The sequence below is a fragment of the Blastococcus sp. DSM 46786 genome (genome assembly GCF_900109665.1).
Classification (GTDB): Bacteria; Actinomycetota; Actinomycetes; order Mycobacteriales; family Geodermatophilaceae; genus Blastococcus; species Blastococcus carthaginiensis.
Genome location: NZ_FOAO01000022.1, coordinates 17,758 through 38,642, shown reverse-complemented (window position 1 = coordinate 38,642; position 20,885 = coordinate 17,758). Strand labels below are relative to the sequence as shown.

Here is a 20,885-nt window from a genome sequence, read left to right as displayed (position 1 = left end):
TCTCAACCAGATTTGGAGCTCGAGATGCAGTTCGGCGTCTTCACCGTCAGCGACATCACCACCGACCCCACGACCGGCCGCACCCCCACCGAGGCCGAGCGGCTGAAGGCGGTGCTGGCGATCGCACAGAAGGCCGAGGAGGTGGGGCTCGACGTCTTCGCCCTGGGCGAGCACCACAACCCGCCGTTCTTCTCCTCCTCCCCCACGACGACGCTGGCCTGGATCGCGGCGCGGACCTCGAAGCTCCAGCTGTCGACCTCGACGACGTTGATCACCACCAACGACCCGGTGAAGATCGCCGAGGACTACGCGATGCTGCAGCACCTGGCCGACGGCCGGGTGGACCTGATGATGGGCCGCGGCAACACCGGCCCGGTCTACCCGTGGTTCGGGCAGGACATCCGCAACGGCATCGAACTGGCGGTGGAGAACTACGCGCTGCTGCGCCGGCTCTGGACCGAGGACGTCGTCGACTGGTCCGGCCGGTTCCGCACGCCCCTGCAGGGTTTCACCTCCACGCCCCGCCCGCTCGACGGCGTCCCGCCGTTCGTGTGGCACGGCTCGATCCGCTCCCCGCAGATCGCCGAGCAGGCCGCGTACTACGGCGACGGCTTCTTCCACAACCACATCTTCTGGCCGCCGGAGCACACGCAGAAGATGGTCGAGTTCTACCGCCGCCGGTACGAGCACTACGGCCACGGCGCCGCCGACCAGGCGATCGTCGGGCTCGGCGGGCAGGTGTTCATGCGGAAGAACAGCCAGGACGCCGTCGCCGAGTTCCGGCCGTACTTCGACAACGCCCCCGTCTACGGCCACGGCCCCTCGCTGGAGGACTTCAGCCGGGAGACCCCGCTGACCGTGGGCAGCCCGCAGCAGGTGATCGAGCGGACGCTGGGCTTCCGCGACTACGTCGGCGACTACCAGCGCCAGCTGTTCCTCATCGACCACGCCGGGCTGCCGCTGAAGACCGTCCTCGAGCAGCTGGACATCCTGGGCGAGGAGGTCGTCCCGGTGCTGCGCCGCGAGTTCGCCGCGCTCAAGCCCGCGCACGTCCCCGACGCGCCGACCCACGCCTCGCGGGTCGCCGCCGCCGGCGGCGCTGCGGACCGCACGGTGCACGCCCCGCCGACGACGTGACCGGCCGGGTGCGGGACGAGGTGGAGGTCCGATGAGGACCCACACCCTCGCGGTGGTCAGCGCCGGGCTGTCGACGCCGTCGTCCACCCGGCTGCTGGCCGACCGGCTCACGACGGCGACGGTCGGGGCGCTGCGCGAGCGCGGCGTCGCGGTCACCGTCGAGGTCGTCGAGTTGCGGCAGTAGGAGGACCTCCCTGCCCCCCACTCCTCGCTCCGCTCGCGGCGGGACCCGGCAGGAAGGCCGTTCCAGTCCGTTGCGGACGGGCTGATCGCCGTCACGCCGATCATCTCGGCGTCCTACAGCGGGCCGTTCACGACCTTCATCGACGTCCTGGAGAGGGACGCGCTGACCGGGAAGCCGGTGCTCCTGGGGGCCACCGCCGGCACCGCCCGGCACTCGCTGGCGCTGGAGCACGCCATGCGGCCGCTGTTCGCCCACCTGCGCGCGACGGTGGTCCCCACGGCCGTCTTCGCCGCCCCGGAGGACTGGGCGGGTGGGGACACCGCGACGCCGGGGCTGACCGGCCGGGTGCGCCGCGCGGCCGTCGAGCTCGCCGACCTGGTGGCCGGCCGCCCCCCGGCCGCCCCGGCCGATCCGTTCGCCGACCCCGCGACCTCCTTCGAGGACCTGCTCCGCGGGAGCTGAGGTGCCGGCCGGTGCCGTGCCCGCACGGCACCGGCCGGCGGCGGGTCAGTCCTCTTCCTCCTCGAGGACGCCCTCCTCGCCGCCGCCTTCCTCCTCCACGATGCCGCCCTCGTCGAGCGGCTCCTCACCACCGCAGGCGGCCATGGTGAACGAAGCCGCCGCGATGGCGACCCCGGCGGCCGCCGAGCGCCAGCGACGGTTGGGCAGAGCGGTACGGCTCATGGGGTTCTCCTCCGGGTCGGCCGGCCGCAACCGGCAACGGGGTGGTGCCACGGGACCTGTGTCCGCGACCCCTTCGCCTCATCCCCGCCCCGCACCCACATTTACGGATCCGTAATACGGTCCCGAGGAGTCCGGCGAATCAGCCGACGGCGTCCGGCGACGGCGGCGCGCTGCCGCCCTCGGGCGCCTCCCCCGTCATGAGCGCGGTGATCGCGGCCCGGTCCGCGGGCGAGGGCAGGCCCCACTCCGGCTCGTAGCCGTACACCTCGCGCAGCGGCGAGGACGTGGTGCGCCCGGTGAGCACCTCCACCGACCCGGTGTCGATGAGGCCGGGGTGCGCGACGCCGCACGCCTCGGACACCTTCACCAGGTCGCGGCGCAGGGTGCTGATGTAGTTGGCCGCGCGCACCGACTTCAGCTCCGGGTCCAGCCCGCGGGTGAGCCATGCGTTCTGGGTCGCCACCCCGGTCGGGCAGGTGTCGGTGTGGCACTTCTGCGCCTGGATGCAGCCGATCGCGAGCATCGCCTCCCGGCCCACGTTCACCATGTCGCAGCCCAGCGCGAAGGCCACCACCGCGTTGTCGGGCAGCCCGAGCTTGCCGGCGCCGACGAACACCACGGCCTCGGCCAGCCCCTTGCGCGCGAACGTCGCGTGGACCCGGGCGAACCCGAGCTGGAACGGCAGCGACACCGAGTCGGTGAAGATCAGCGGTGCGGCGCCGGTGCCGCCCTCCCCGCCGTCGACGGTCACGAAGTCGACCCCGCGGTCGCCGGCCGCCATCAGGTCGGTCAGCTCCTCCCAGAACGCCATGTCCCCGACGGCGGACTTGATGCCGACCGGCAGGCCGGTCTCGGCGGCCAGCAGCTCCACCCAGTCCAGCAGGCTGTCGGCGTCGGAGAACTCGGCGTGCCGCGAGGGGCTGATGCAGTCCACCCCCTCGGGCACCCCGCGCGCCGCCGCGATCTCCGCCGACACCTTGGCCGCGGGGAGCACGCCGCCGAGGCCTGGCTTCGCGCCCTGGCTGAGCTTGATCTCCAGCGCCCGCACCGGCGTACCGGCGACGAGGTCCTTCAGCCGGTCCAGGTCGAAGCGGCCGTGCTCGTCGCGGCAGCCGAAGTACGCGGTGCCGATCTGGAAGACCAGGTCGCCGCCGTGGCGGTGGTGCCGGGAGATGCCCCCCTCCCCCGTGTTGTGCAGGCAGCCGGCCAGCGCCGCCCCCCGGTTGAGCGCCTCCACCGCCTGCGCCGACAGGGAGCCGAAGCTCATCGCGCTGATGTTCACCACCGACGGCGGCCGGAAGGCGGCGGCCCGCCCGCGGGCGGCCCCGAGCACCTTGGCGCAGGGCAGGTCGACGTCCTGCCCCGCGTGCACGTCGGTCGCCGGCACGGCCGGCCCGAAGGTGCGGTGGTTGATCACCGGGTAGCCGGCGGTGAACTCCAGGTCGTTGTCGGTGCCGAAGGCGAAGTAGTTGTTGGCCCGCTTGCTCGAGGCGTAGACCCAGCGCCGCTGGTCGCGGGTGAACGGGCGCTCCTCGTTGTTGCCGGCGACCAGGTACTGGCGCAGCTCCGGCCCGATCGACTCCAGCAGGTAGCGGGCGTGCCCCACCAGCGGGTAGTTGCGCAGCAGCGTGTGCTCCCGCTGCAGCAGGTCACGGACGGCGACGGCGGCGAGCGCGCCGAGGCCGGCGGCCGCGGCACGTGGGAGGAGCGGCATGCCCCACTATGGCGCGCCCGGGAGCCCGGCGCAGGAGGTGCCCCCCGCCGGCCGCCGTCAGAGGAAGAGGCTGAGCACCAGGGCCAGGAGGAAGCCGATCGTGCCCAGCAGCGTCTCCATCACCGTCCAGGTCTTCAGCGTCGTCTTCTCGTCCATCTGGAAGAACCGGCTCACCAGCCAGAAGCCCGAGTCGTTGACGTGCGAGAGCACCGTGGCGCCGCCGGCGATGGCGATGACGACCAGCGCGAGGTCCACCGTGCTGAGGCCCTCGCTGGCCTCCACCACGGGGGCGATCAGGCCGGCCGCCGTCGTCAGGGCCACCGTGGCAGAGCCCTGCGCCACGCGGATCAGGGCGGCGATGACGAACGCCGCCACGATGACCGGCAGGCCGATGTCACCCAGGACGTCGGCCAGCGCCGCACCGATGCCGCTGGCCCGCAGCACGCCGCCGAACATGCCGCCGGCGCCGGTGATCAGGATGATCGCGCAGACCGGCCCCAGGGCGCTGTTGAGCACCGACTCCACCTCGGCGCCGCTGTCGCCCCGGCGGCGCCCGAGCACCCACATGGCCACCAGCACCGTGAGGAGCAGCGCGATCGGGGTCGCCCCGATCACCTGCCCCCAGCGGACCACCAGCGACTCCTCGTCCACGGTGCCGTTGGTCGCGAGCGTCGTCAGCCCGGTGTTGAGGAAGATCAGCACCATCGGCAGGAGCAGCAGCGAGACCACCGTGCCGAAGCTCGGGGGCGCCGGCCGGGTCGCCGTCGCCACCCGGTCGGGACCGGTGGCGGCGATGCCCGGGGAGCTGCCCTCGACCGAGGGGTCGGGTGCGTTGTCGGCGGCCTTCGCCTCGTCGGCCAGGATGTTCGGGACGGGCAGCACGAACTTCTTGCCGGCCCAGAGCCCGAACAGGTAGCTGCCGAGGAACCACGTCGGGACGCCGATCAGCAGGCCGAACACCAGCACCAGGCCGATGTCGGCGCCCACCAGCTCGGCCGCGGCGACCGGCCCCGGGTGCGGGGGCACGAACGCGTGCATGACGGCGAAGGCGCCGGCCACCGGCAGCCCGTAGGTGAGCAGCGAGCTCCCCAGCCGGCGGGCCACGCTGAACACGATCGGCAGGAAGACGACCAGGCCGGCGTCGAAGAAGATCGGGAAGCCGAACAGCAGCGCCGCGACGCCCAGGGCCAGCGGCGCCCGCTGCTCGCCGAAGCGCTGGATCAGGCTGTCGGCCAGCACCTGCGCGCCGCCGCTGTGCTCGAACAGCCGCCCGAGCATCGCCCCGATGCCCACCAGCAGCGCGACGCTGGCCAGCGTCGAGCCGAAGCCGGTGGTCATGGTGGTCACCACGTCGTCGAGCGGCACCCGGGCGGCGAGCGCCACCAGGAAGCTGACCAGGACCAGCGCCAGGAAGGCGTGCAGCTTCACCTTCATGATCAGGAAGAGCAGGACCGCGACCGCGGCCGCGGCGATCAGCAGCAACGGGCCGGCGCTGAGTGCCGGTTCGACGTCGGTCATGGGTCCTCCGCAGGATCAGGTGGGTGGTGGCGGTGCGTCGTCCAGCGCGTCGAGGGCGGTGAGGACGTCGGCCAGGGCCGTGGTGGACCGGTCGACGAGGGGGCGCAGCTGCCGGTAGACGTCCACGGCGTGCGGGTCGGGCCGCACCGGCTCGTGGACGGCGACCAGCGCGGTGGCCGCGGTGAGGTCGGGCAGCGCGCCGAGGGCGTGCCAGCCGAGCAGGCAGGCGCCGAGCCCGGTGCCCTCCGGGGAGTCGGCCACCCGCACCGGCAGGTCCAGGGCGGAGGCGAGCGTGCGGATCCACAGCGGGGAGGCCACCGCACCGCCGGTGGCGCGCACCTCGCGCACCGGCACGTCCGTCGCGGCGAAGGCGTCGCGCACCAGCGCCAGCTGCTGGCACACCCCCTCGACGGCGGCGCGCACCAGGTGCGGGCGGCGGTGCTCGCGGCGCAGCCCCAGGTAGGCCCCCCGCATCCCCGACCGCCACCAGGGCGCCCGCTCGCCGAGCAGGTAGGGCAGGCACAGCAGCCCGGAGCTGCCGACCGGCACCGCCGCGGCCTCCTCGAGCAGTCGGGCGTCGAGATCGTCGGCGGCCTCGCCCTCGGGACCCGCCGAGCCCTCGGGGCCGGCGGCGAGCGCCTGGGCGGCCCAGCGCACCACGGAGCCGCCGTTGTTGATCGCCCCGCCGACGACCCAGGCGTCGTCGGTGAGCGCGTAGCAGAAGAGCCGGCGGCCCGGGTCCACCGTCGGGCGCGGGACGACGACGCGCATCGCCCCGCTGGTGCCCAGCGACACGGCCGCGACGTCCGAGCGCACGGCGCCGACGCCCAGGTTGGCCAGCACCCCGTCGGAGGCGCCGACCACCACGGGCAGATCGGGTGGCAGGCCGGTGGCGGCGGCCACCTCCGACCGCAGGCCGGGCAGCACCGCCGTCGTCGGCAGCACCTCGCCCAGCTGCCCGGGGCGCACGCCGGCGATGCTCATCGCCTCCTCGTCCCAGCGCCCGCCGCGGATGTCGTAGAGGCCGGTGGCCGACGCGCAGGACCGGTCGAGCACGTGCCGGCCGCCGCAGAGGGCGGCCACCACCAGCTCCTTGACCCCGCCCCAGCGGGGCACGCCGGCCACCCGCGTGGCGTCCTCCGCGCGTTCCCACGAGAGCTTCACCAGCGGCGACATCGCGTGCACCGGGGTGCCGGTGCGGGCGTGCAGGTCGGCGGCGCGACCGTCGGCCACCAGCGCCTGGGCCCACTGCGCGGCGCGGTCGTCGGCCCAGGTCACCACCGGCCCCAGCGGGCTGCCCTCGTCGTCCATGGGCACCAGGCCGTGCATCGCCGCGCTGAGCGAGACGGCGACGACGGTGTCACCGCGGTCGCGGGCCAGGGCGGCGACCTCCCCCAGCGCCTCGACGGCGGCCGCGGTCAGCCGCCCGGCGTCGAGCTCGGCGCGACCGGGGGCGGGGACGAGCAGCGGGTAGGCCACGCTGGCGACGTCGCGGACGCGGCCGTCGGTGCCCGCGGTGACCGCCTTCGTCGCCGTGGTGCCCGAGTCCAGCCCGACCACGACGTCCACGGGCACCCCCTCACCGGCTCGTCCGCTGGCCGCATCGTGCCCGTGCACGAGCGGAGCGGCAACAGGCCGTTCCGGTCAGCCGGCCGAGGGGCCCCCGCGCAGCCGCTGCCGGACCGCGACGTGCAGGGGCTGCAGCACCACGCCGTCCCGGGCCAGCCGGGCGCGGAGCTGCTTGCGGTGCCGCACCACCCCGGCCAGCCCGATCGCCCAGAACAGGTACTGGACGGAGAACGCGGCCCGGAAGGCGTCCAGGTCGTAGGCGGTCGAGGCGCCCGGGGTGAGCAGGTCCAGCACCGCCCCGACGGCCAGGATGGTCAGCAGCGAGGCCACGAAGCCGCCGACGTTGACCACGCCGCTCGCGCTGCCCTGCCGCTCCACCGGGTTCTCGGTGCGGGCGTAGTCGAAGCCGATCATCGACCCGGGCCCGTTGGTGCCCAGGACGACGACCAGCAGCACGAGCAGCGGCAGCGGGGCACGGCCGGGCCACAGGAGCACGAGGGTCCAGGCGCTCGCCGTCGCCGCGAGGATGCCGAAGACCAGGACCGAGCGGCGCAGCGGCCACCGGGCGCAGAGCCGGCCCAGCGCCGGGCCCACGCCCATGCCGACCAGCACCAGCAGCGTGAGCAGGGCCGCCGCGATGCCCGGCGAGAGCCCCTGGCCGACCACCAGGAAGGGGTAGCCCCACAGCAGCGCGAACACCGTGCCCGAGAACTGGGTGACCAGGTGGGTGTAGAGGCCGATGCGGGTGCCGGGCTCGGCCCAGGTGTCGGCGAGCCCCCGGCGCAGCTGGGCCAGGTCCGGCACGGCCGGGCGGGTGGTGCCGTCGGGCGCGTCCCGCAACGCGAGGAGCACCAGCAGCGCGACGAGGGCGCCGGTGGCCGCCGCCCCCAGGAAGGTCGCCGTCCAGGAGGTGGTGTGCAGCAGGGTGACCAGCGGGTAGGCCGCGACGATCGAGCCGACCTGCCCGAGGATGCCGGTGAGCTGGGTGATCAGCGGCGCGGCCGACCCGGGGAACCAGAAGGAGACGACCCGGAGCACGCTGATGAACGTCATCGCGTCGCCCGCGCCGACGAGCACGCGCGCGGCGACCGCGGTGGGCACGTCACCCGCCAGCGAGAGCACCAGCTGCCCGGCCGCCATGGTCACCGCGCCGGCGAAGATCATCCGGCGGGACCCGAAGCGGTCCAGCGCGACACCGACCGGCACCTGGAGGCCGGCGTAGACGGCCAGCTGCAGCACGAGGAACAGCGACACCGCGGAGGCGCCGGCGGAGAACCGCTCCTGCGCGTCCACGGCGGCGACGCCCAGCGACGAGCGGTGGAAGACGGCGACCGCGTACGCCAGCAGGCCCACGGCCCACATCGCGTAGGCGCGACCCGACGGGCGGGCACGGTCGACGGAGGTCACCTGAGGAGGACACCACGAGCGGCCGCCACCTTCCCCGCCGGTCGGTGAGTTCCCTCACCCACGGTCGGCATCCCGGCCGGTGGACGCGCTGGCGGACCTCACCGACGGCCCGGCCGTGGACGACGGGCACCGCCGCGGGCGGATCCTGCGCGCGCCGGCCGACTGCATGCCGGGAAGGCGTACCAGGCCGCCGCGCCCGGGCCGCGCCCGCGATGACCGCCGGCGGGATGGTGCCGCCCCCCGGGGGGTGATCGGCACCGCTGCCCGGGACGACTACTCCCGGCCCGGTCAGGGCAGGAGCAGGCCATCGCCGGCCGGCGACCCACTCCCGGCCGGCCGCAGCCGTCCGTCCCCGAGACGAGAGGAGCGCCGTCCATGGCGTCCGTCATCCACTACACGATCGCGACCGAGGCCGAGAAGAGCCCCGACTTCCGCCGGGTCCTCTGGACCGGGAAGAACACCCAGCTGGTCATCATGACCATCCCGCCGGGTGGTGAGATCGGCGAGGAGACGCACGAGGACATCGACCAGATCCTCACCTTCGTCAGCGGCGTCGGGAAGGCCGTCGTCTCCGGCAGCGAGAAGAACGTGGCGCAGGGCGACCTGGTCGTCGTCCCCGCCGGCACGAAGCACAACTTCCTCAACACCGGCGAGAACCCGCTGGTGCTGTACACGGTCTACGGCCCGCCGGAGCACGCCGACGGTGCGGTGCACAAGACCAAGGAGGAGGCCGACGAGGCCGAGGAGTCGGGGCAGGACGAGCCGCCGACGTCCTGACCGGACGCACGACCACCGGCGTGGCCGGGCACCCGCGGGTGCCCGGCCCCGGCCGTCCCGGGGGCCGGGCGCGCCGGTCCGGGACGGGCGAGCCAGACTCGGCAGCATGAGCGCACCGGCCGCGGACACGACGACGCGCACCGACGACGGCCGGGCGGTGGTGGCCGCGCTGCGCCGCACCGGCATCGGGGACGTCGACGACTCGGGGCTGGCCCGCGCCCTGTACTCCTCCGACGCGTCGCTGTACCGCGTCCTCCCCCAGGCCGTGGTCCGGCCGCGCCACCCCGACGAGATCGTCGCGGCGCTGGAGGTGTGCCGCACGCTCGGTGTGCCGCTGACCGCTCGCGGCGCGGGCACGTCGATCGCGGGCAACGCCGTGGGCACCGGCGTGGTGCTGGACACCAGCCGCCACCTCTCCCGGGTGCACGCGATCGACCCGGAGGCGCGGACGGCGACGGTGGACCCCGGCGTGGTCCAGGCCGCGCTGCAGACCGCCGCGCGCCCGCACGGCCTGCGGTTCGGCCCGGACCCCAGCACGCACAACCGCTGCACGATCGGCGGGATGATCGGCAACAACGCCTGCGGGTCCCGGGCGCTGGGCTACGGCCGGACGTCGGACAACGTCGTGGGCCTGGACGTCGTCACCGGCACCGGCACGCGCCTGCGGCTGGGCCCGGGCACCGAGCCCGCGCCGGGCGTGCTCGAGGACCTGCACCGGCTCGTCGCCGGGCACCTCGCGACCGTGCGCACCGAGCTCGGCACCTTCGGCCGGCAGGTGTCGGGCTACTCGCTGGAGCACCTGCTGCCCGAGCGCGGCTTCGACGTGGCCCGGGCGCTGGTCGGCAGCGAGGGGACGCTCGCCGTCGTCCTCGGGGCCACCGTCCGGCTGGTCGCCGACGCCCCCGTCCGCGGCCTGGTGGTGCTGGGCTACCCGAGCATGGCCGACGCCGCCGACGCCACCCCCGGCCTGCTCCCCCACGAGCCCACCGCGGTCGAGGGGCTCGACCAGCGGATCGTGCAGCGGCTGCGCGACGTGCCCGCCGCCGTCGTCCCCGAGCTGCCGCGCGGCGACGGCTGGCTGATCGTGGAGCTCACCGGGGACACCGTGGCCGAGGTCCAGGGCAAGGCGCAGGGGGTGCTGGCCGACGCCGGCGCGCTGGACTCCCTCGTCGTCACCGACGCGGCGCACGCCGCGGCGATCTGGCGGATCCGCGAGGACGGCGCGGGGCTGGCCAACCGCACCTCCGACGGCCGGCCGGCGCACGCCGGCTGGGAGGACGCTGCCGTCCCGGTGGAGCGGCTCGGGGAGTACCTGCACGGGTTCGAGGCGCTGCTCGACGGCCACGGGCTGCAGGGCGTGCCCTACGGCCACTTCGGCGACGGCTGCGTGCACGTGCGCATCGACTTCCCGTTCGGGGAGGGGCCCGACCGCGGCCGGTCGACCTACCGGTCGTTCGTCGAGGACGCTGCCCGGCTGGTCGCCGGCTACGGCGGTTCGCTGTCCGGCGAGCACGGCGACGGGCGGGCGCGCAGCGAGCTGCTGCCGCACATGTACTCCCCCGCCGCGCTGGACCTCTTCGCCCGCGTCAAGGCGGTGTTCGACCCCGCCGACGTGCTGAACCCCGGTGTCCTGGTGCGCCCGGCACCGCTCGACGAGGACGTCCGCATCGCCGCCGCCCCGTCGCTGAAGGAGGGCCTGGCGCTGGCCTACCGGCACGATGGCGGCGACTTCTCCGCCGCGGTGCACCGCTGCACCGGCGTGGGCAAGTGCCGGGCCGACCTGCAGTCCACCGGTGCCGTCATGTGCCCGTCCTGGCCGGCCACGCGGGAGGAGAAGGACACCACCCGCGGCCGCGCCCGGGTGCTGCAGGAGATGCTCGCGCCCGGCGGCCCGGTGCGCGACTGGCGCGCGCCGGAGGTGCACGAGGCGCTGGACCTGTGCCTGTCCTGCAAGGGGTGCTCCTCGGACTGCCCCACCGGCGTGGACATGGCCTCCTACAAGGCCGAGGTGCTGCACCAGTCCTACCGGCGCCGGCTGCGGCCCCGCTCCCACTACACGCTGGGCCGGCTGCCGTTCTGGTCCGACCTGGTGGCCCGGGCCCCGCGCCTGGTCAACGCGATGCTCGGCTCCGCGCTCGTGGGCTCGGTGGCCAAGTGGGGGGCGGGCATCGACCAGCGGCGCCCGGTGCCGGCGTTCGCCCCGCGCACCTTCCGGCAGCAGTGGGCGCAGCGCGCCGGGACCGGCGAGGGGCCGCGGGTCGCGCTGTGGGTCGACTCGTTCACCGACCACTTCGCCCCCGAGGTCGCGCACGCCGCCGCGCGGGTGCTGGAGGCCGCCGGCTACCGCGTGGAGGTGCCCGGCGCCGACACCTGCTGCGGGCTCACCTGGATCACCACCGGCCAGCTCGACGCCGCCCGGCGCATCCTCGGCGACACCGTGCGCACCCTCGCCCCGCTCGCGGCCGCCGGCGTGCCGGTCGTCGGCATCGAGCCCTCGTGCACCGCGGTGCTGCGCAGCGACGCGCTGGAGCTCGTCGGCGGACCGGAGGCCGAGCAGGTGGCGGCGGCGACCCGGACCCTCGCCGAGCTGCTCCGCGACACCCCGGACTGGACGCCGCCGTCGCTGGAGGGGCTGGAGATCGTCGCGCAGCCGCACTGCCACCACGCGTCGGTGCTGGGCTGGTCGGCCGACGCCCGGCTCCTCCAGCAGGCCGGCGCCTCCGTCACCCGGCTCGGCGGCTGCTGCGGGCTCGCCGGCAACTGGGGCGTCGAGCGGGGGCACCACGACGTGTCGGTCGCCGTCGCCGAGCAGCAGCTGCTGCCCGCCGTCCGCGACCTCTCCGACGACGCCGTCGTCCTGGCCGACGGCTTCTCCTGCCGCACCCAGCTCGACCAGCTGGCCGGCCGGCGCGGGCAGCACCTCGCCGAGCTGCTGGCGGACCGGCTGGGCTGAGCGCGGGTCTGCGACGATGCCGGACGTGGAGCTCGAGGAGACCCTGCTGCCCGGTGTCGGCGTCCGGTACCAGCTGCGCACCCGGTCGGGCCAGCTGCTGGGGATCGTCGTGCAGCGCGAGGGCGGAGCGGAGATCGCGGTGTTCGACCGGCGCGATCCCGACCGGGCGCGGGAGACCTTCCGGCTGGACCCGGAGGAGGTCGACGCCGTCGCCGAGGTGCTGGGCGCGCCCCGGCTGACCCAGCGGTTCGCCGACCTCTCCCGCGAGGTGCCGGGGCTGGAGTCCGGGCGGATCACCGTGCGGCCGGGCTCCCCGTTCGCGGGCCGGACGCTGGGCGACACCCGGGCACGCACGCTCACCGGCTGCTCGGTGGTCGCGATCGTCCGCGGCGCCGACGTCGTCCCCTCCCCCTCGCCCGGCGACCCGCTGTCCGCCGGCGACGTGCTGGTCGCCATCGGGTCGGCGGCCGGGCTGGAGCAGCTGGACCGGCGGCTCGCGGGCCAGGCCTAGGTCCGCGGTGGACCACGTCGCCGCCCTGCTGCTCGAGCTGGGGCTGCTCTTCCTCGGCCTCTCGGCGCTGGGGCTGCTGGCCCGGCGGCTGGGGCTCTCCCCCATCCCGTTCATCCTGCTGGCCGCCCTGGCGCTCGGCGAGGGCGGCCTGGTGCCGGTGGAGAACGCGGCCCCGTTCCTGGCGGCGGCCGCGGAGATCGGCGTCGTCCTGCTGCTGCTCACCCTCGGCCTGGAGTTCTCCGCCACCGAGCTGTTCGCGTCCTTCCGCCGGCACGCGCCGTCCGGGCTCGTGGACCTCGTCCTCAACGGCCCGCCCGGCTTCGTCGCCGGGCTGCTCCTCGGGCTGCCGTGGCAGGGGGCGCTGGCGCTGGGCGGGGTCACCTACATCTCGTCGTCCGGGATCATCGCGCGGCTGCTCGGCGACCTGGGACGTCTGGCCAACCGGGAGACCCCGGCGGTGCTCTCGGTGCTGGTCCTCGAGGACCTCGCGATGGCCCTGTTCCTCCCCCTGCTCGTGGTCGCCCTCGCCGGCCAGGGCCCGATGTCCGCCGTCGCCGGCGTCGGGCTCGCCGTGGGAGCGGTGCTGCTGGTGCTGCTGGCGGCGCAGCGGCACGGCCACCGGCTGGGCCGGCTGCTCTCCCACGACGACGACGAGCAGGTGATGCTCCGGCTGATCGGGCTGACGCTGCTGGTCGCCGGCGCGGCTCAGGCGATGGGGGCGTCGGCGGCGGTCGGCGCGTTCCTCGTCGGGCTGGCGCTGCCGGCGTCCTTCGCCGAACGCGCCCGGGCCATCCTCGGCCCGCTCCGCGACCTGTTCGCCGCCACCTTCTTCGTCGCCTTCGGCCTGGCCACCGACCCGGGGGCGATCCTGCCGGTGCTCCCCGCGGCGCTCGCGCTGGCCGCCGTCACCACGCTCACGAAGGTCGGCACCGGCTGGTTCGCCGCGGCGCGGGACGGCGTCGCGGTCCCCGGCCGGTTGCGCGCCGGCACGGCCCTGGTCGCCCGCGGTGAGTTCTCGATCGTGATCGCCGGGCTGGCGGTCACCGCCGGCATCCCGGCCGTCGGCCCCGTGGCCACCGGGTACGTGCTGGTGCTCGCGGTGACCGGACCGGTGCTGACCCGCTTCGTCGAGCCGTTGTCCGCCCGGCTGGTGCGCTCCCCGGCGCCGGTCTGAGCGTCAGGCCGCGGCGTCGTCCCGCCGGGCGCGGGCCGCGGCCAGCACGAAGGGCACGAGCACCTCGGCGATGCGCGCGTAGCCGGCCGAGGACGGGTGGAAGCGGTCGGCGGAGAACAGCGCCGGGTCGGCCGAGAAGGCGCGCGCCACCTCCGCCGCCACCGGCGCGACCGTGGCGCCCCCGGTGAGGGCCACGTCCGACTGCCGCTGCTGGAGCACCGTGCAGGCGCCCCGGACCAGCGCCCGCAGCGCCGGCGGGACGAAGGGCACCATCTACATGTCCGGCGCCGGGACCACGACGACGTCGGTGCCGGCGGCCCGCAGCGCGGTCACCGCGGCCGCGAGCGCCGTCGCGGCCTGCTCGGCCGGCACGAACCGGGCCAGGTCGTTGGCACCGATGACGACGACGGCCAGGTCGGCCGAGAGCGGCAGCGCGCGGCGCACCTGGTCGGCCAGCCCGGCGGAGGCGGCGCCGGGGACGGCGAGGACGTGCAGGTCGACGTCGAACCCGTCCTCGCCCAGCGCCCGGGCCAGCCGCGGGCCGAGGGCGTCGGCGGGCCGGGCGGCACCGGTGCCGGAGCCGAGCGAGTCACCGAGCACGAGCAGGCGCAGAGCGGAGCGGTCCACGTCGGCGAGAACGACGGGGACCGCCCCGGTATGCCGCTGCGGCGGGTCAGCGGCCGCGCCACACCGGCGGGCGGCGTTCGGCGAACGCGGTGGAGCCCTCGCGGGCGTCCTCGGAGCCGAACACCGGGCGGACGACCTGCTCCTGCCGCTCCCACGCCTCCTCCGCCGGCCACGAGGGCGCCTCGAGGACGACCCGCTTGGTGGCGGCCACCGCCAGCGGGCCGTTCGCGGCGATCACCTCGGCGAGCGCCACCGCGGCGTCCAGCGCGCCGCCGTCGTCGACCACCCGGTTGACCAGCCCGACGGCCGCCGCGCGCTCGGCGTCCACCGGCTCCCCGGTCAGCAGCAGCTCGAGCGCGACCGCACGCGGCACCCGCTGCGGCAGGAGCAGCGCGGCCCCGCCGGCGGCGACCAGCGAGCGCTTCACCTCCGGCACGCCGAACCGGGCGCCGCGGCCGGCGACGACGAGGTCGCAGGCGAGGACCAGCTCGAAGCCGCCGGCCAGCGCCCAGCCCTCGACGGCGGCGACGAGGGGCTTGCGCGGCGGCGTGCGGGTGATGCCGCACAGGCCCCGGCCCTCGATGGACGGGCTCTCGCCGCGGAGGAAGGCCTTGAGGTCCATCCCGGACGAGAAGGTGCCACCCGCGCCGGTGAGCACCCCGGCCCGTAGGTCGCCGTCGGCATCGAGCTCGTCCACCGCGGCCGCGACCGCCCGGGCGACGGCGCCGTCGAGGGCGTTGCGCGCCGACGGCCGGTTGATGGTGATGACCTGGACGGCGCCGCGGCGCTCCACCAGGACCTTGTCGTCGTCGACCATGACGCCTCCTCGGCGGTGGGGGGAACGGCGCGGGGCCGGACAGCCGGTGCGGCTGCCCGGCCCCGTGGGGCGGCCCCGTGCGCGGGCACGGGGTCCGGTGTCAGGCCTTGGGGCCGCCGGCGGCGTAGACCACCTGGCCGGAGACGAAACCGGCGCCCTCGCTGACGAAGAAGGACACCAGGTGCGCGATGTCCTCCGGCTTGCCCGTGCGGGCCACCGGGATCTGCGAGGCCGCGCCCTTGATGAAGTCGTCGAACGGGATGCCCATGCGGTCGGCCGTCGCCTTGGTCATCTCGGTCTCGATGAAGCCCGGGGCGATCGCGTTGGCGGTGACGCCGAACTTGCCCAGCTCGATGGCGAGGGTCTTGGTGAAGCCCTGCAGGCCCGCCTTCGCCGTCGAGTAGTTGGCCTGGCCGCGGTTGCCCAGCGCCGAGGTGCTGGACAGGTTGACGATCCGGCCCCACTTCTGGTCGATCATGTGCTTCTGCGCCGCGCGGGTCATGAGGAAGGCGCCCTTGAGGTGGACGTTCATGACGATGTCCCAGTCGGAGTCGGACATCTTGAACAGCATGTTGTCGCGGAGCACGCCCGCGTTGTTGACCAGGACGGTGGGCGGGCCGAGCTCGGTCACGATCCGCTCGACGGCGGCCTCCACCTGCGCGGCGTCGCTCACGTCGGCGCCGATGGCCAGCGCACGGCCGCCGGCGGCCTCGATCGCCTCGACGGTGCCCTTGGCCGAGCCCTCGTCCAGGTCCAGGACGGCGACGGCGAAGCCGTCCTTCGCCAGCCGCTGGGCGGTGGCGGCGCCGATGCCACGGGCCGCGCCGGTCACGATGGCCACGCGGGATGCCGTGGTGCCTGCCTCGGTCATGTCGTTCCCTTCGTCTCGGATGCCGGCGATCACCGGAGCGGTCGGCCCCGGCGCGCGGCGAGCTGCGCCCGACACGTTACGGCCGCCGGTTGCGGCCGCCGTCACATGGTCCGCCGCTCCCCCGTGCACGCCGGAGGGCCAACCCGACCCCTCAGGAGCTCTGCCTCTGTTCCCAACTCAACTGGGAGCAGAGGCAGAGCGTGCCGGACGACGTCCACCCGGTCGAACCCCTCGCCGACCGACGGCGGCACGAACCGGGCCCGGGTGGCGTGGACACCGACGAGCGGGACGCGGGCCCGGCCGGTGCGGGCGGCGTTGTGGGCGAGGCAGACCTCCGGCGGGGTGTCCAGCCACACCGCGCGCACCGGCACCCCCGCCGCCCGGGCCAGGGCGATCAGCGCCGCCCGGTCCTCGGCCCCCGTGCAGGGTCCCGTCGCGAGCCTGCGAGTGGCGGGGGGCACGGGGGTCCTTCGACCGCTGCTGGCGGGCCTCGCGGCGCCGTGCGTTGGGCCAGTGGTCCTTGCTCACCACCTCGTGGGTGGCGGCCAGGTGCGCCGCCACCCAGGTGCTCTTGCCGCTCCCTTGCAGGCCGGCCAGCACGACGAGCTCCTGCGCGGTCAGGACCGCCCCGCCGGAATCGCCGTCTCCTCCTGCTCCGCGTCGGCGGCCGCCGACCGGCGGGAGGGGTGGTGGTGCAGCCGCCGCATCGACGCCAGCGCGGCGTGCCGGTCGGCCATTCGCCGCCGGGCGCGCATGGTGCGCGGGGCGCGCGGTTCCTCGCGCAGCAGTGCGTCCAGCCAGTGGCCCCGCGGGTCGACGTCGACCATGAGCGCCTTGACCAGCAGCGTCAGCGGGATGGCCAGCAGCGCGCCGAGCGCACCGAGCACCCACCCCCAGAACAGCAGCGCCACGAAGGTCACCGTCATGGACAGGCCCACGGAGTCGCCGACGAAACGGGGCTGGATGAGGGTCTGGACGACGAAGTTCAGCAGCGAGTAGACGACCAGGATCGCGATGAAGTCGCCCCAGCCACCGGCGAGCAGCCCCAGCACCGCAGGTGGAGCGACGCCCAGCAGGAACCCGATGTTGGGCACGTAGTTGGTGATGAAGGCGAGCAGGCCCCACAGCGGGGCCGCCGGCACGTCCAGCAGCGCGAGGGCGATCGTGTCGCCGACCGCGACGATCGCGCCGAACACCGTGCTCACCAGCAGGTAGCTGCGGGTGCCGCGGGTGAACAGGGTCATCGCCACCGGCAGGTGCGGGCGCTCGGCGCCGATGAGCGCCAGCCGCCGGCCGAAGCCGCTGCTCTCGATGGCCATGAACACCAGCGCCGAGAGCAGGAGCAGCAGCGTGGTGGCCGCGTCGGTGAGCCGGCTCAGCAGGTCGGTGGCCAGCCCCACCAGCGAGCCGTAGTCGATCTGCTCGACGAGGTCCGACAGCTGCCCCGAGACGATCCCCCGGCTGTTCAGGTCGGTGACGACGTCGTTGATCAGTACCTGGGCCTGATCGGCGTAGTCCGGCAGCAGGGCGGCGAACTGGGCGACCGAGGCCACCAGCAGGGCGACGAAGGCGAGCAGCACCGCCCACACGAGCAGCAGCAGGACCGTCGTCGCGAGCCAGCGCGGCGCGCCGATGCGACGCAGCCAGCGCTGCACCGGGGTGAGCGCGATGACGACGACCAGCGCGAGGAACACCGGCGCCACCAGCCAGGCGACCGCCTGCAGGCCGGCGATGGCGATGGTGGCCGCGGCTGCGCCGCCCACCAGCAGCAGCCAGCGCGGCAACCCCGGCTCGGGCGCGGGCAGGGGCACGACCGGCTCCGCCCCGGCAGGCGGCTCCGTGCCGGCCGCCGCGACGTCCTGCTCCTCCGGCCGGATCGGCCCCCCCGCCTCCGGCAGGTCACGACGTGCTGCCACGCCCGCCTCCCCCTCCGTCGCCCGCGGCCGCACCGGTTCTGCCGAGCCCGTCAGGCGCGGGTGTCCAGGAGCGCGGTCATGGCGGGCAGGTCGAAGAACGCCGCCGTCTCGCGGGCGGTGGGCCCACCCGCGTCGGGTTCGGCACCGGCGGCGAGCAGCCGCTGCACGGTCTCCGCCGACTGCTTGAAGACCGCCGCGGCCAGCGCCGTCTGCCCCCGGTCGTCGACCCGGGCGTGGTCGGCGCCGCGCTCCAGCAGGGCAGCCACCGTGCCGCTGTGCCCGTGGTAGGCCGCGAGCACGAGCAGCGTGTCCCCCTTGTCGTTGGTGAGGTTCACCGGCACGCCGGCGTCCAGGTAGGCGGCGAGCTCGTCGGTGTGCCCGCCGCGGGCGAGGTCGAAGACCCGCCCCGCGAGTTCGATGACTCCGGGATCGATCGGCTGGCCGCTCACCCGACCCAGCGTAGGAGACCGGCGGCGGACGGGTCCGGACGCCGGTGGGGCCGCGTCGCACGACGTGCGTCGCGGGTGCACGGCGGCCCCCACCCGGGGGCGGTCACGGCCGGGCGACCTGGTCGACGAGGGCCAGCACGTGCTCCCACGCGTCGCGGCAGGCCTCGGCCCACTCCCCGTGCGCCCGGTCGAAGAAGGAGTGCGGCGCCCCGTCGTAGACGGCGATGTCCACCTCGGCGCCGGCCGCCCGCATCCGGTCGGCCAGGGCGAGCTGCTCCGCCAACGGGGTCACGGTGTCGGCGCCGGCGACCAGCAGGACCGTGGGCAGGTGCGCCCGGTCGGCGGCGTCGCCCACCAGCGCGGGGCGGCCGTAGAAGCCGGCGCAGCCCGCCAGGTCCAGGTTCCCGCCGGCCAGCCGCCACGCGTGGCTGCCACCGAAGCAGAAGCCGACCGTCACCACCGGCAGGTCCCCCCCGGCCCGCGCGCGCAGGTGGGCGATCGCGGCGGTGACGTCGGCGTCGACGCCCTCGTGCGTCGTGCGCGGGATGTGCGCCTGCCAGTCGAAGCCCTCCGGCCGGACGCCGTCCGCGCACACCCCGGCGGTGCGGCCGAACCAGTCGATCGCCACCGCGGCCAGGCCCGCCTCGGCGAACCGCTCGGCCAGGGCGACGTAGTAGGGGTGGAGCCCCCGGATGTCCGGGAGGACCACCACACCCGCCCGCGCGCGCCTCCCGGGCAGCGCGGTGGCGGCGGAGAAGGTGGCGCCGTCGGCCGCCGTCAGCGTGGCCGTGGTGCGCTCACCCACCGGGCCGGTGCGCGGCGGGGCCGGCGGCCGGCTGTCCTGACCGTGGCACATGCGGCCTCCCTCGATCGGTTCCCGGCGGTGCCCGAGGTCATCCTCGCCGCGCCGCCGCCACCCCGCTCGGCGCGGGTCAGCCGCGGAGCAGCACCGCGACCCCCACGCAGGCGGCGGCCCACAGCCCGCTGGCCAGCGTGCCGACGATGAACCGCTCGGCCGCCGCCGGGGCGCGCAGCTCGGAGAACCGGCCCAGCCCCTTGACCGCGAGGACGACGGCGAGCCCCTCGGGCCAGCCGGCCAGCAGCGTGGCGGCGACCGCACCCCGCTCCAGCACGCCGATCCACGCGCCGCCCCGGAGGATGTCGGGGTCCTGCGGCCCGCCGGAGACCCCGGTGGCCGCAGGGTCGGCGGCGTGCAGCACCGCCGTCGCCACCGGGCCGCCGCCGGCGACTGCTGCCAGCGCGGCGAGCGCTGCTCCCGCCTGCACCACGCCGGCACCGCCGCTCGCCGGCCAGGCAAAGGCCGCGGCGACCGCGAGCGCGCCGACCAGGGCGATCGCGCCGGTGGCGCCGGTCCCCCGCTCACCGCGGAGGGCGAGGGCCGATCCGGCCAGACCGACCAGCCCGAGCAGCAGCAGGACGGCGACGCTCATCCCGCGGCCCGCTCCAGGAGCCGCGCCGCCGTCGGCCGCAGCTCGCGTTCCAGGTCCCAGGAGGCGGCGCCCAGGCGCTGCCCCACCGCCTGCCGCGAGATGCCCAGGGCCGCGGCCGCCTCGGCCTGCGTCCGCCCGCCCTCGACCAGCTCGATCGCCTCCCACGCCTGCTCGCTGCGGCGGCCCACCAGCACCGCCAATGCGCCGAGCACCGCCTGCGCATCGGCGGCGTCGGAGGCTACCGCCCCGCGGACCGCCAGGTGCACCGACCGCTGCTTGGCCGCGTCGACGGCGCGCCGCGCGCACAGGAAGGCCGGCCCGGCCGCGGCCCGCGTGCTCGCCGGCAGCGGGTGCTGGGCCGCGCCGGCGCCGATGCCGATGCTCCACCCGCCCAGCCGGACCAGGCGCAGGGCGACGTCGACCACGGCCCCGGGCTCGCCGAGCACCCCCTGGAACTCGTCACCCGCGGTCCGCTCGAACGCCAGCACCGTGCCGACGTCGGCGTTGAGCCGCGCCAGGACGTCGGCGACCCGGTCGGGCCCGCGCCGGCTGGCCCGCTGGTCGACGGTCAGGACGTACACCATCGAGAAAGTCTGACACCTTTCCTCGGCAAGAGCAAGCCTCAGAGCTTGTCGGCCACCCCGGCGGGGAAGCCGCCGGTGGCGATCGGGCCCCACGAGGTCACCGTCACGCGCACCAGCGCCTTGCCCTGGCGTTCCATGGCCGCGCGGTACCCGTCCCAGTCGGGGTGCTCCCCGCTGATCGACCGGTAGTACTCGACCAGGGGCTCCAGCGCCTCGGGCAGCCCGAGCACCTCCGCCCGGCCGTCGAGCTGCACCCACGGGCCGTCCCACTCGTCGGAGAGCACGCACAGCGAGACGGCGGGGTCGCGCCGGGCGTTGGCCGCCTTGGCCCGCTGCGGGTACGTGGAGATGACGATCCGACCCTCGGCGTCCACCCCGCAGGTGACCGGCGAGAGCTGGGCGCCGCCCTCGCGGCGGCGGGTGAGCAGCACCGCCCGGTGCCGCGGACGGAGGAACTCCAGCAAGGACTCCCGGTCGACCCGGTCGGCGGTCGCGATCTTCGGCATGCCCGCACGCTACGACGCGGGTGTGATGATCGTTTC

The 20,885-nt window shown here is 75.6% G+C and carries 23 protein-coding genes and 1 pseudogene; 7 read left to right on the top strand and 17 right to left on the bottom strand.

Annotated elements, in window-relative coordinates:
- Nucleotides 1-24: 24 nt before the first annotated feature.
- The 3 genes from BMW62_RS18240 to BMW62_RS23285 all read left to right on the top strand — a co-directional run bounded on the left by BMW62_RS18240 (nt 25) and on the right by BMW62_RS23285 (nt 1,783).
- Nucleotides 25-1,137, top strand: coding sequence for an LLM class flavin-dependent oxidoreductase (locus tag BMW62_RS18240; RefSeq protein ID WP_091934046.1), 1,113 nt, complete (start codon nt 25-27; stop codon nt 1,135-1,137).
- 31 nt (nt 1,138-1,168) lie between these two features.
- On the top strand, nt 1,169-1,321 hold the full coding sequence (locus tag BMW62_RS23290) for an NADPH-dependent FMN reductase family protein (RefSeq protein WP_244524146.1): 153 nt from the start codon (nt 1,169-1,171) through the stop codon (nt 1,319-1,321).
- Nucleotides 1,322-1,402: 81 nt separating this feature from the next.
- The gene (locus BMW62_RS23285; RefSeq protein WP_348271472.1) at nt 1,403-1,783 is read left to right on the top strand and encodes an NAD(P)H-dependent oxidoreductase; all 381 of its coding nucleotides are present in this window, start codon (nt 1,403-1,405) and stop codon (nt 1,781-1,783) included.
- 45 nt (nt 1,784-1,828) lie between these two features.
- Here the strand turns inward: BMW62_RS23285 and BMW62_RS22780 are convergent, their stop codons facing one another.
- From BMW62_RS22780 to BMW62_RS18215, 5 genes are all read right to left on the bottom strand, one after another.
- Complete coding sequence (locus tag BMW62_RS22780) at nt 1,829-2,005, bottom strand: hypothetical protein (RefSeq protein WP_170852458.1); 177 nt, start codon at nt 2,003-2,005, stop codon at nt 1,829-1,831.
- A 139-nt stretch (nt 2,006-2,144) separates the two neighbouring features.
- Entirely contained in the window at nt 2,145-3,719 is a 1,575-nt protein-coding gene (locus tag BMW62_RS18230; RefSeq protein WP_091933889.1) for an FMN-binding glutamate synthase family protein, read from the bottom strand.
- Between the two features lie 57 nt (nt 3,720-3,776).
- Nucleotides 3,777-5,237: a GntP family permease gene (locus tag BMW62_RS18225; RefSeq protein ID WP_091933886.1), complete on the bottom strand. Its 1,461-nt coding sequence runs from the start codon at nt 5,235-5,237 to the stop codon at nt 3,777-3,779.
- Between the two features lie 15 nt (nt 5,238-5,252).
- Entirely contained in the window at nt 5,253-6,806 is a 1,554-nt protein-coding gene (locus BMW62_RS18220; protein ID WP_091934044.1) for a gluconokinase, read from the bottom strand.
- Nucleotides 6,807-6,881: 75 nt separating this feature from the next.
- Entirely contained in the window at nt 6,882-8,213 is a 1,332-nt protein-coding gene (locus BMW62_RS18215) for an MFS transporter (RefSeq protein WP_244524145.1), read from the bottom strand.
- 375 nt (nt 8,214-8,588) lie between these two features.
- Here BMW62_RS18215 and BMW62_RS18210 point away from each other — a divergent pair, with 375 nt between their 5' ends.
- The 4 genes from BMW62_RS18210 (at nt 8,589) to BMW62_RS18195 (ending at nt 13,628) form a co-directional block, all read left to right on the top strand.
- Nucleotides 8,589-8,990, top strand: a complete 402-nt coding sequence (locus BMW62_RS18210; RefSeq protein ID WP_091933884.1) for a cupin domain-containing protein — start codon at nt 8,589-8,591, stop codon at nt 8,988-8,990.
- A 106-nt stretch (nt 8,991-9,096) separates the two neighbouring features.
- Complete coding sequence (locus BMW62_RS18205) at nt 9,097-11,943, top strand: FAD-binding and (Fe-S)-binding domain-containing protein (RefSeq protein WP_091933882.1); 2,847 nt, start codon at nt 9,097-9,099, stop codon at nt 11,941-11,943.
- Nucleotides 11,944-11,968: 25 nt separating this feature from the next.
- A complete protein-coding gene (locus BMW62_RS18200) occupies nt 11,969-12,454 on the top strand; it encodes a cation:proton antiporter regulatory subunit (protein WP_091934038.1) in 486 nt (161 codons plus the stop codon).
- Nucleotides 12,455-12,461: 7 nt separating this feature from the next.
- Complete coding sequence (locus BMW62_RS18195; RefSeq protein WP_091933879.1) at nt 12,462-13,628, top strand: cation:proton antiporter; 1,167 nt, start codon at nt 12,462-12,464, stop codon at nt 13,626-13,628.
- Between the two features lie 3 nt (nt 13,629-13,631).
- Here the strand turns inward: BMW62_RS18195 and BMW62_RS23280 are convergent, their stop codons facing one another.
- From BMW62_RS23280 to BMW62_RS18145, 12 genes and pseudogenes are all read right to left on the bottom strand, one after another.
- Complete coding sequence (locus BMW62_RS23280) at nt 13,632-13,901, bottom strand: SGNH/GDSL hydrolase family protein (RefSeq protein ID WP_244524144.1); 270 nt, start codon at nt 13,899-13,901, stop codon at nt 13,632-13,634.
- Complete coding sequence (locus tag BMW62_RS23275; RefSeq protein ID WP_244524143.1) at nt 13,902-14,255, bottom strand: GDSL-type esterase/lipase family protein; 354 nt, start codon at nt 14,253-14,255, stop codon at nt 13,902-13,904.
- 46 nt (nt 14,256-14,301) lie between these two features.
- A complete protein-coding gene (locus tag BMW62_RS18185) occupies nt 14,302-15,072 on the bottom strand; it encodes a crotonase/enoyl-CoA hydratase family protein (protein WP_091933877.1) in 771 nt (256 codons plus the stop codon).
- Between the two features lie 100 nt (nt 15,073-15,172).
- Nucleotides 15,173-15,943 (bottom strand): 3-oxoacyl-ACP reductase FabG, encoded by a 771-nt coding sequence (fabG, locus tag BMW62_RS18180; protein WP_091934035.1) that lies wholly within the window; start codon nt 15,941-15,943, stop codon nt 15,173-15,175.
- 101 nt (nt 15,944-16,044) lie between these two features.
- Nucleotides 16,045-16,314, bottom strand: a complete 270-nt coding sequence (locus tag BMW62_RS23270; RefSeq protein WP_244524150.1) for a hypothetical protein — start codon at nt 16,312-16,314, stop codon at nt 16,045-16,047.
- Nucleotides 16,315-16,459: 145 nt separating this feature from the next.
- Nucleotides 16,460-16,504: pseudogene (locus BMW62_RS23620) on the bottom strand (hypothetical protein); the annotation flags it as partial.
- Nucleotides 16,505-16,560: 56 nt separating this feature from the next.
- Complete coding sequence (locus BMW62_RS18170; RefSeq protein ID WP_091934032.1) at nt 16,561-17,859, bottom strand: AI-2E family transporter; 1,299 nt, start codon at nt 17,857-17,859, stop codon at nt 16,561-16,563.
- Between the two features lie 50 nt (nt 17,860-17,909).
- Nucleotides 17,910-18,308, bottom strand: a complete 399-nt coding sequence (locus BMW62_RS18165; RefSeq protein ID WP_091933874.1) for an ankyrin repeat domain-containing protein — start codon at nt 18,306-18,308, stop codon at nt 17,910-17,912.
- Nucleotides 18,309-18,411: 103 nt separating this feature from the next.
- A complete protein-coding gene (locus tag BMW62_RS18160) occupies nt 18,412-19,164 on the bottom strand; it encodes a dienelactone hydrolase family protein (RefSeq protein WP_091933871.1) in 753 nt (250 codons plus the stop codon).
- Between the two features lie 76 nt (nt 19,165-19,240).
- Nucleotides 19,241-19,759 carry a hypothetical protein gene (locus BMW62_RS18155; RefSeq protein ID WP_091933868.1) on the bottom strand — a complete coding sequence of 173 codons (519 nt, stop codon included), beginning with the start codon at nt 19,757-19,759 and terminating at the stop codon, nt 19,241-19,243.
- Complete coding sequence (locus BMW62_RS18150; protein ID WP_170852457.1) at nt 19,756-20,343, bottom strand: hypothetical protein; 588 nt, start codon at nt 20,341-20,343, stop codon at nt 19,756-19,758. Before BMW62_RS18150 ends, BMW62_RS18155 begins: the two co-directional genes overlap by 4 nt.
- Nucleotides 20,344-20,381: 38 nt before the next feature.
- Entirely contained in the window at nt 20,382-20,849 is a 468-nt protein-coding gene (locus BMW62_RS18145) for a PPOX class F420-dependent oxidoreductase (protein WP_091933865.1), read from the bottom strand.
- Between the last annotated feature and the right edge of the window lie 36 nt (nt 20,850-20,885).

What these genes read in the sequence shown, in the direction of transcription:
- BMW62_RS18150 (WP_170852457.1), bottom strand. Translation starts at nt 20,343, where the DNA reads ATGGTGTACGTCCTGACCGTCGACCAGCGGGCCAGCCGGCGCGGGCCC.
- BMW62_RS18155 (WP_091933868.1), bottom strand. Translation starts at nt 19,759, where the DNA reads ATGAGCGTCGCCGTCCTGCTGCTGCTCGGGCTGGTCGGTCTGGCCGGA.
- BMW62_RS18185 (WP_091933877.1), bottom strand. Translation starts at nt 15,072, where the DNA reads ATGGTCGACGACGACAAGGTCCTGGTGGAGCGCCGCGGCGCCGTCCAG.
- BMW62_RS22780 (WP_170852458.1), bottom strand. Translation starts at nt 2,005, where the DNA reads ATGAGCCGTACCGCTCTGCCCAACCGTCGCTGGCGCTCGGCGGCCGCC.
- fabG (WP_091934035.1), bottom strand. Translation starts at nt 15,943, where the DNA reads ATGACCGAGGCAGGCACCACGGCATCCCGCGTGGCCATCGTGACCGGC.
- BMW62_RS18210 (WP_091933884.1), top strand. Translation starts at nt 8,589, where the DNA reads ATGGCGTCCGTCATCCACTACACGATCGCGACCGAGGCCGAGAAGAGC.
- BMW62_RS18145 (WP_091933865.1), bottom strand. Translation starts at nt 20,849, where the DNA reads ATGCCGAAGATCGCGACCGCCGACCGGGTCGACCGGGAGTCCTTGCTG.
- BMW62_RS23280 (WP_244524144.1), bottom strand. Translation starts at nt 13,901, where the DNA reads ATGGTGCCCTTCGTCCCGCCGGCGCTGCGGGCGCTGGTCCGGGGCGCC.
- BMW62_RS23290 (WP_244524146.1), top strand. Translation starts at nt 1,169, where the DNA reads ATGAGGACCCACACCCTCGCGGTGGTCAGCGCCGGGCTGTCGACGCCG.
- BMW62_RS18160 (WP_091933871.1), bottom strand. Translation starts at nt 19,164, where the DNA reads ATGTGCCACGGTCAGGACAGCCGGCCGCCGGCCCCGCCGCGCACCGGC.
- BMW62_RS18225 (WP_091933886.1), bottom strand. Translation starts at nt 5,237, where the DNA reads ATGACCGACGTCGAACCGGCACTCAGCGCCGGCCCGTTGCTGCTGATC.
- BMW62_RS18240 (WP_091934046.1), top strand. Translation starts at nt 25, where the DNA reads ATGCAGTTCGGCGTCTTCACCGTCAGCGACATCACCACCGACCCCACG.
- BMW62_RS18230 (WP_091933889.1), bottom strand. Translation starts at nt 3,719, where the DNA reads ATGCCGCTCCTCCCACGTGCCGCGGCCGCCGGCCTCGGCGCGCTCGCC.
- BMW62_RS18205 (WP_091933882.1), top strand. Translation starts at nt 9,097, where the DNA reads ATGAGCGCACCGGCCGCGGACACGACGACGCGCACCGACGACGGCCGG.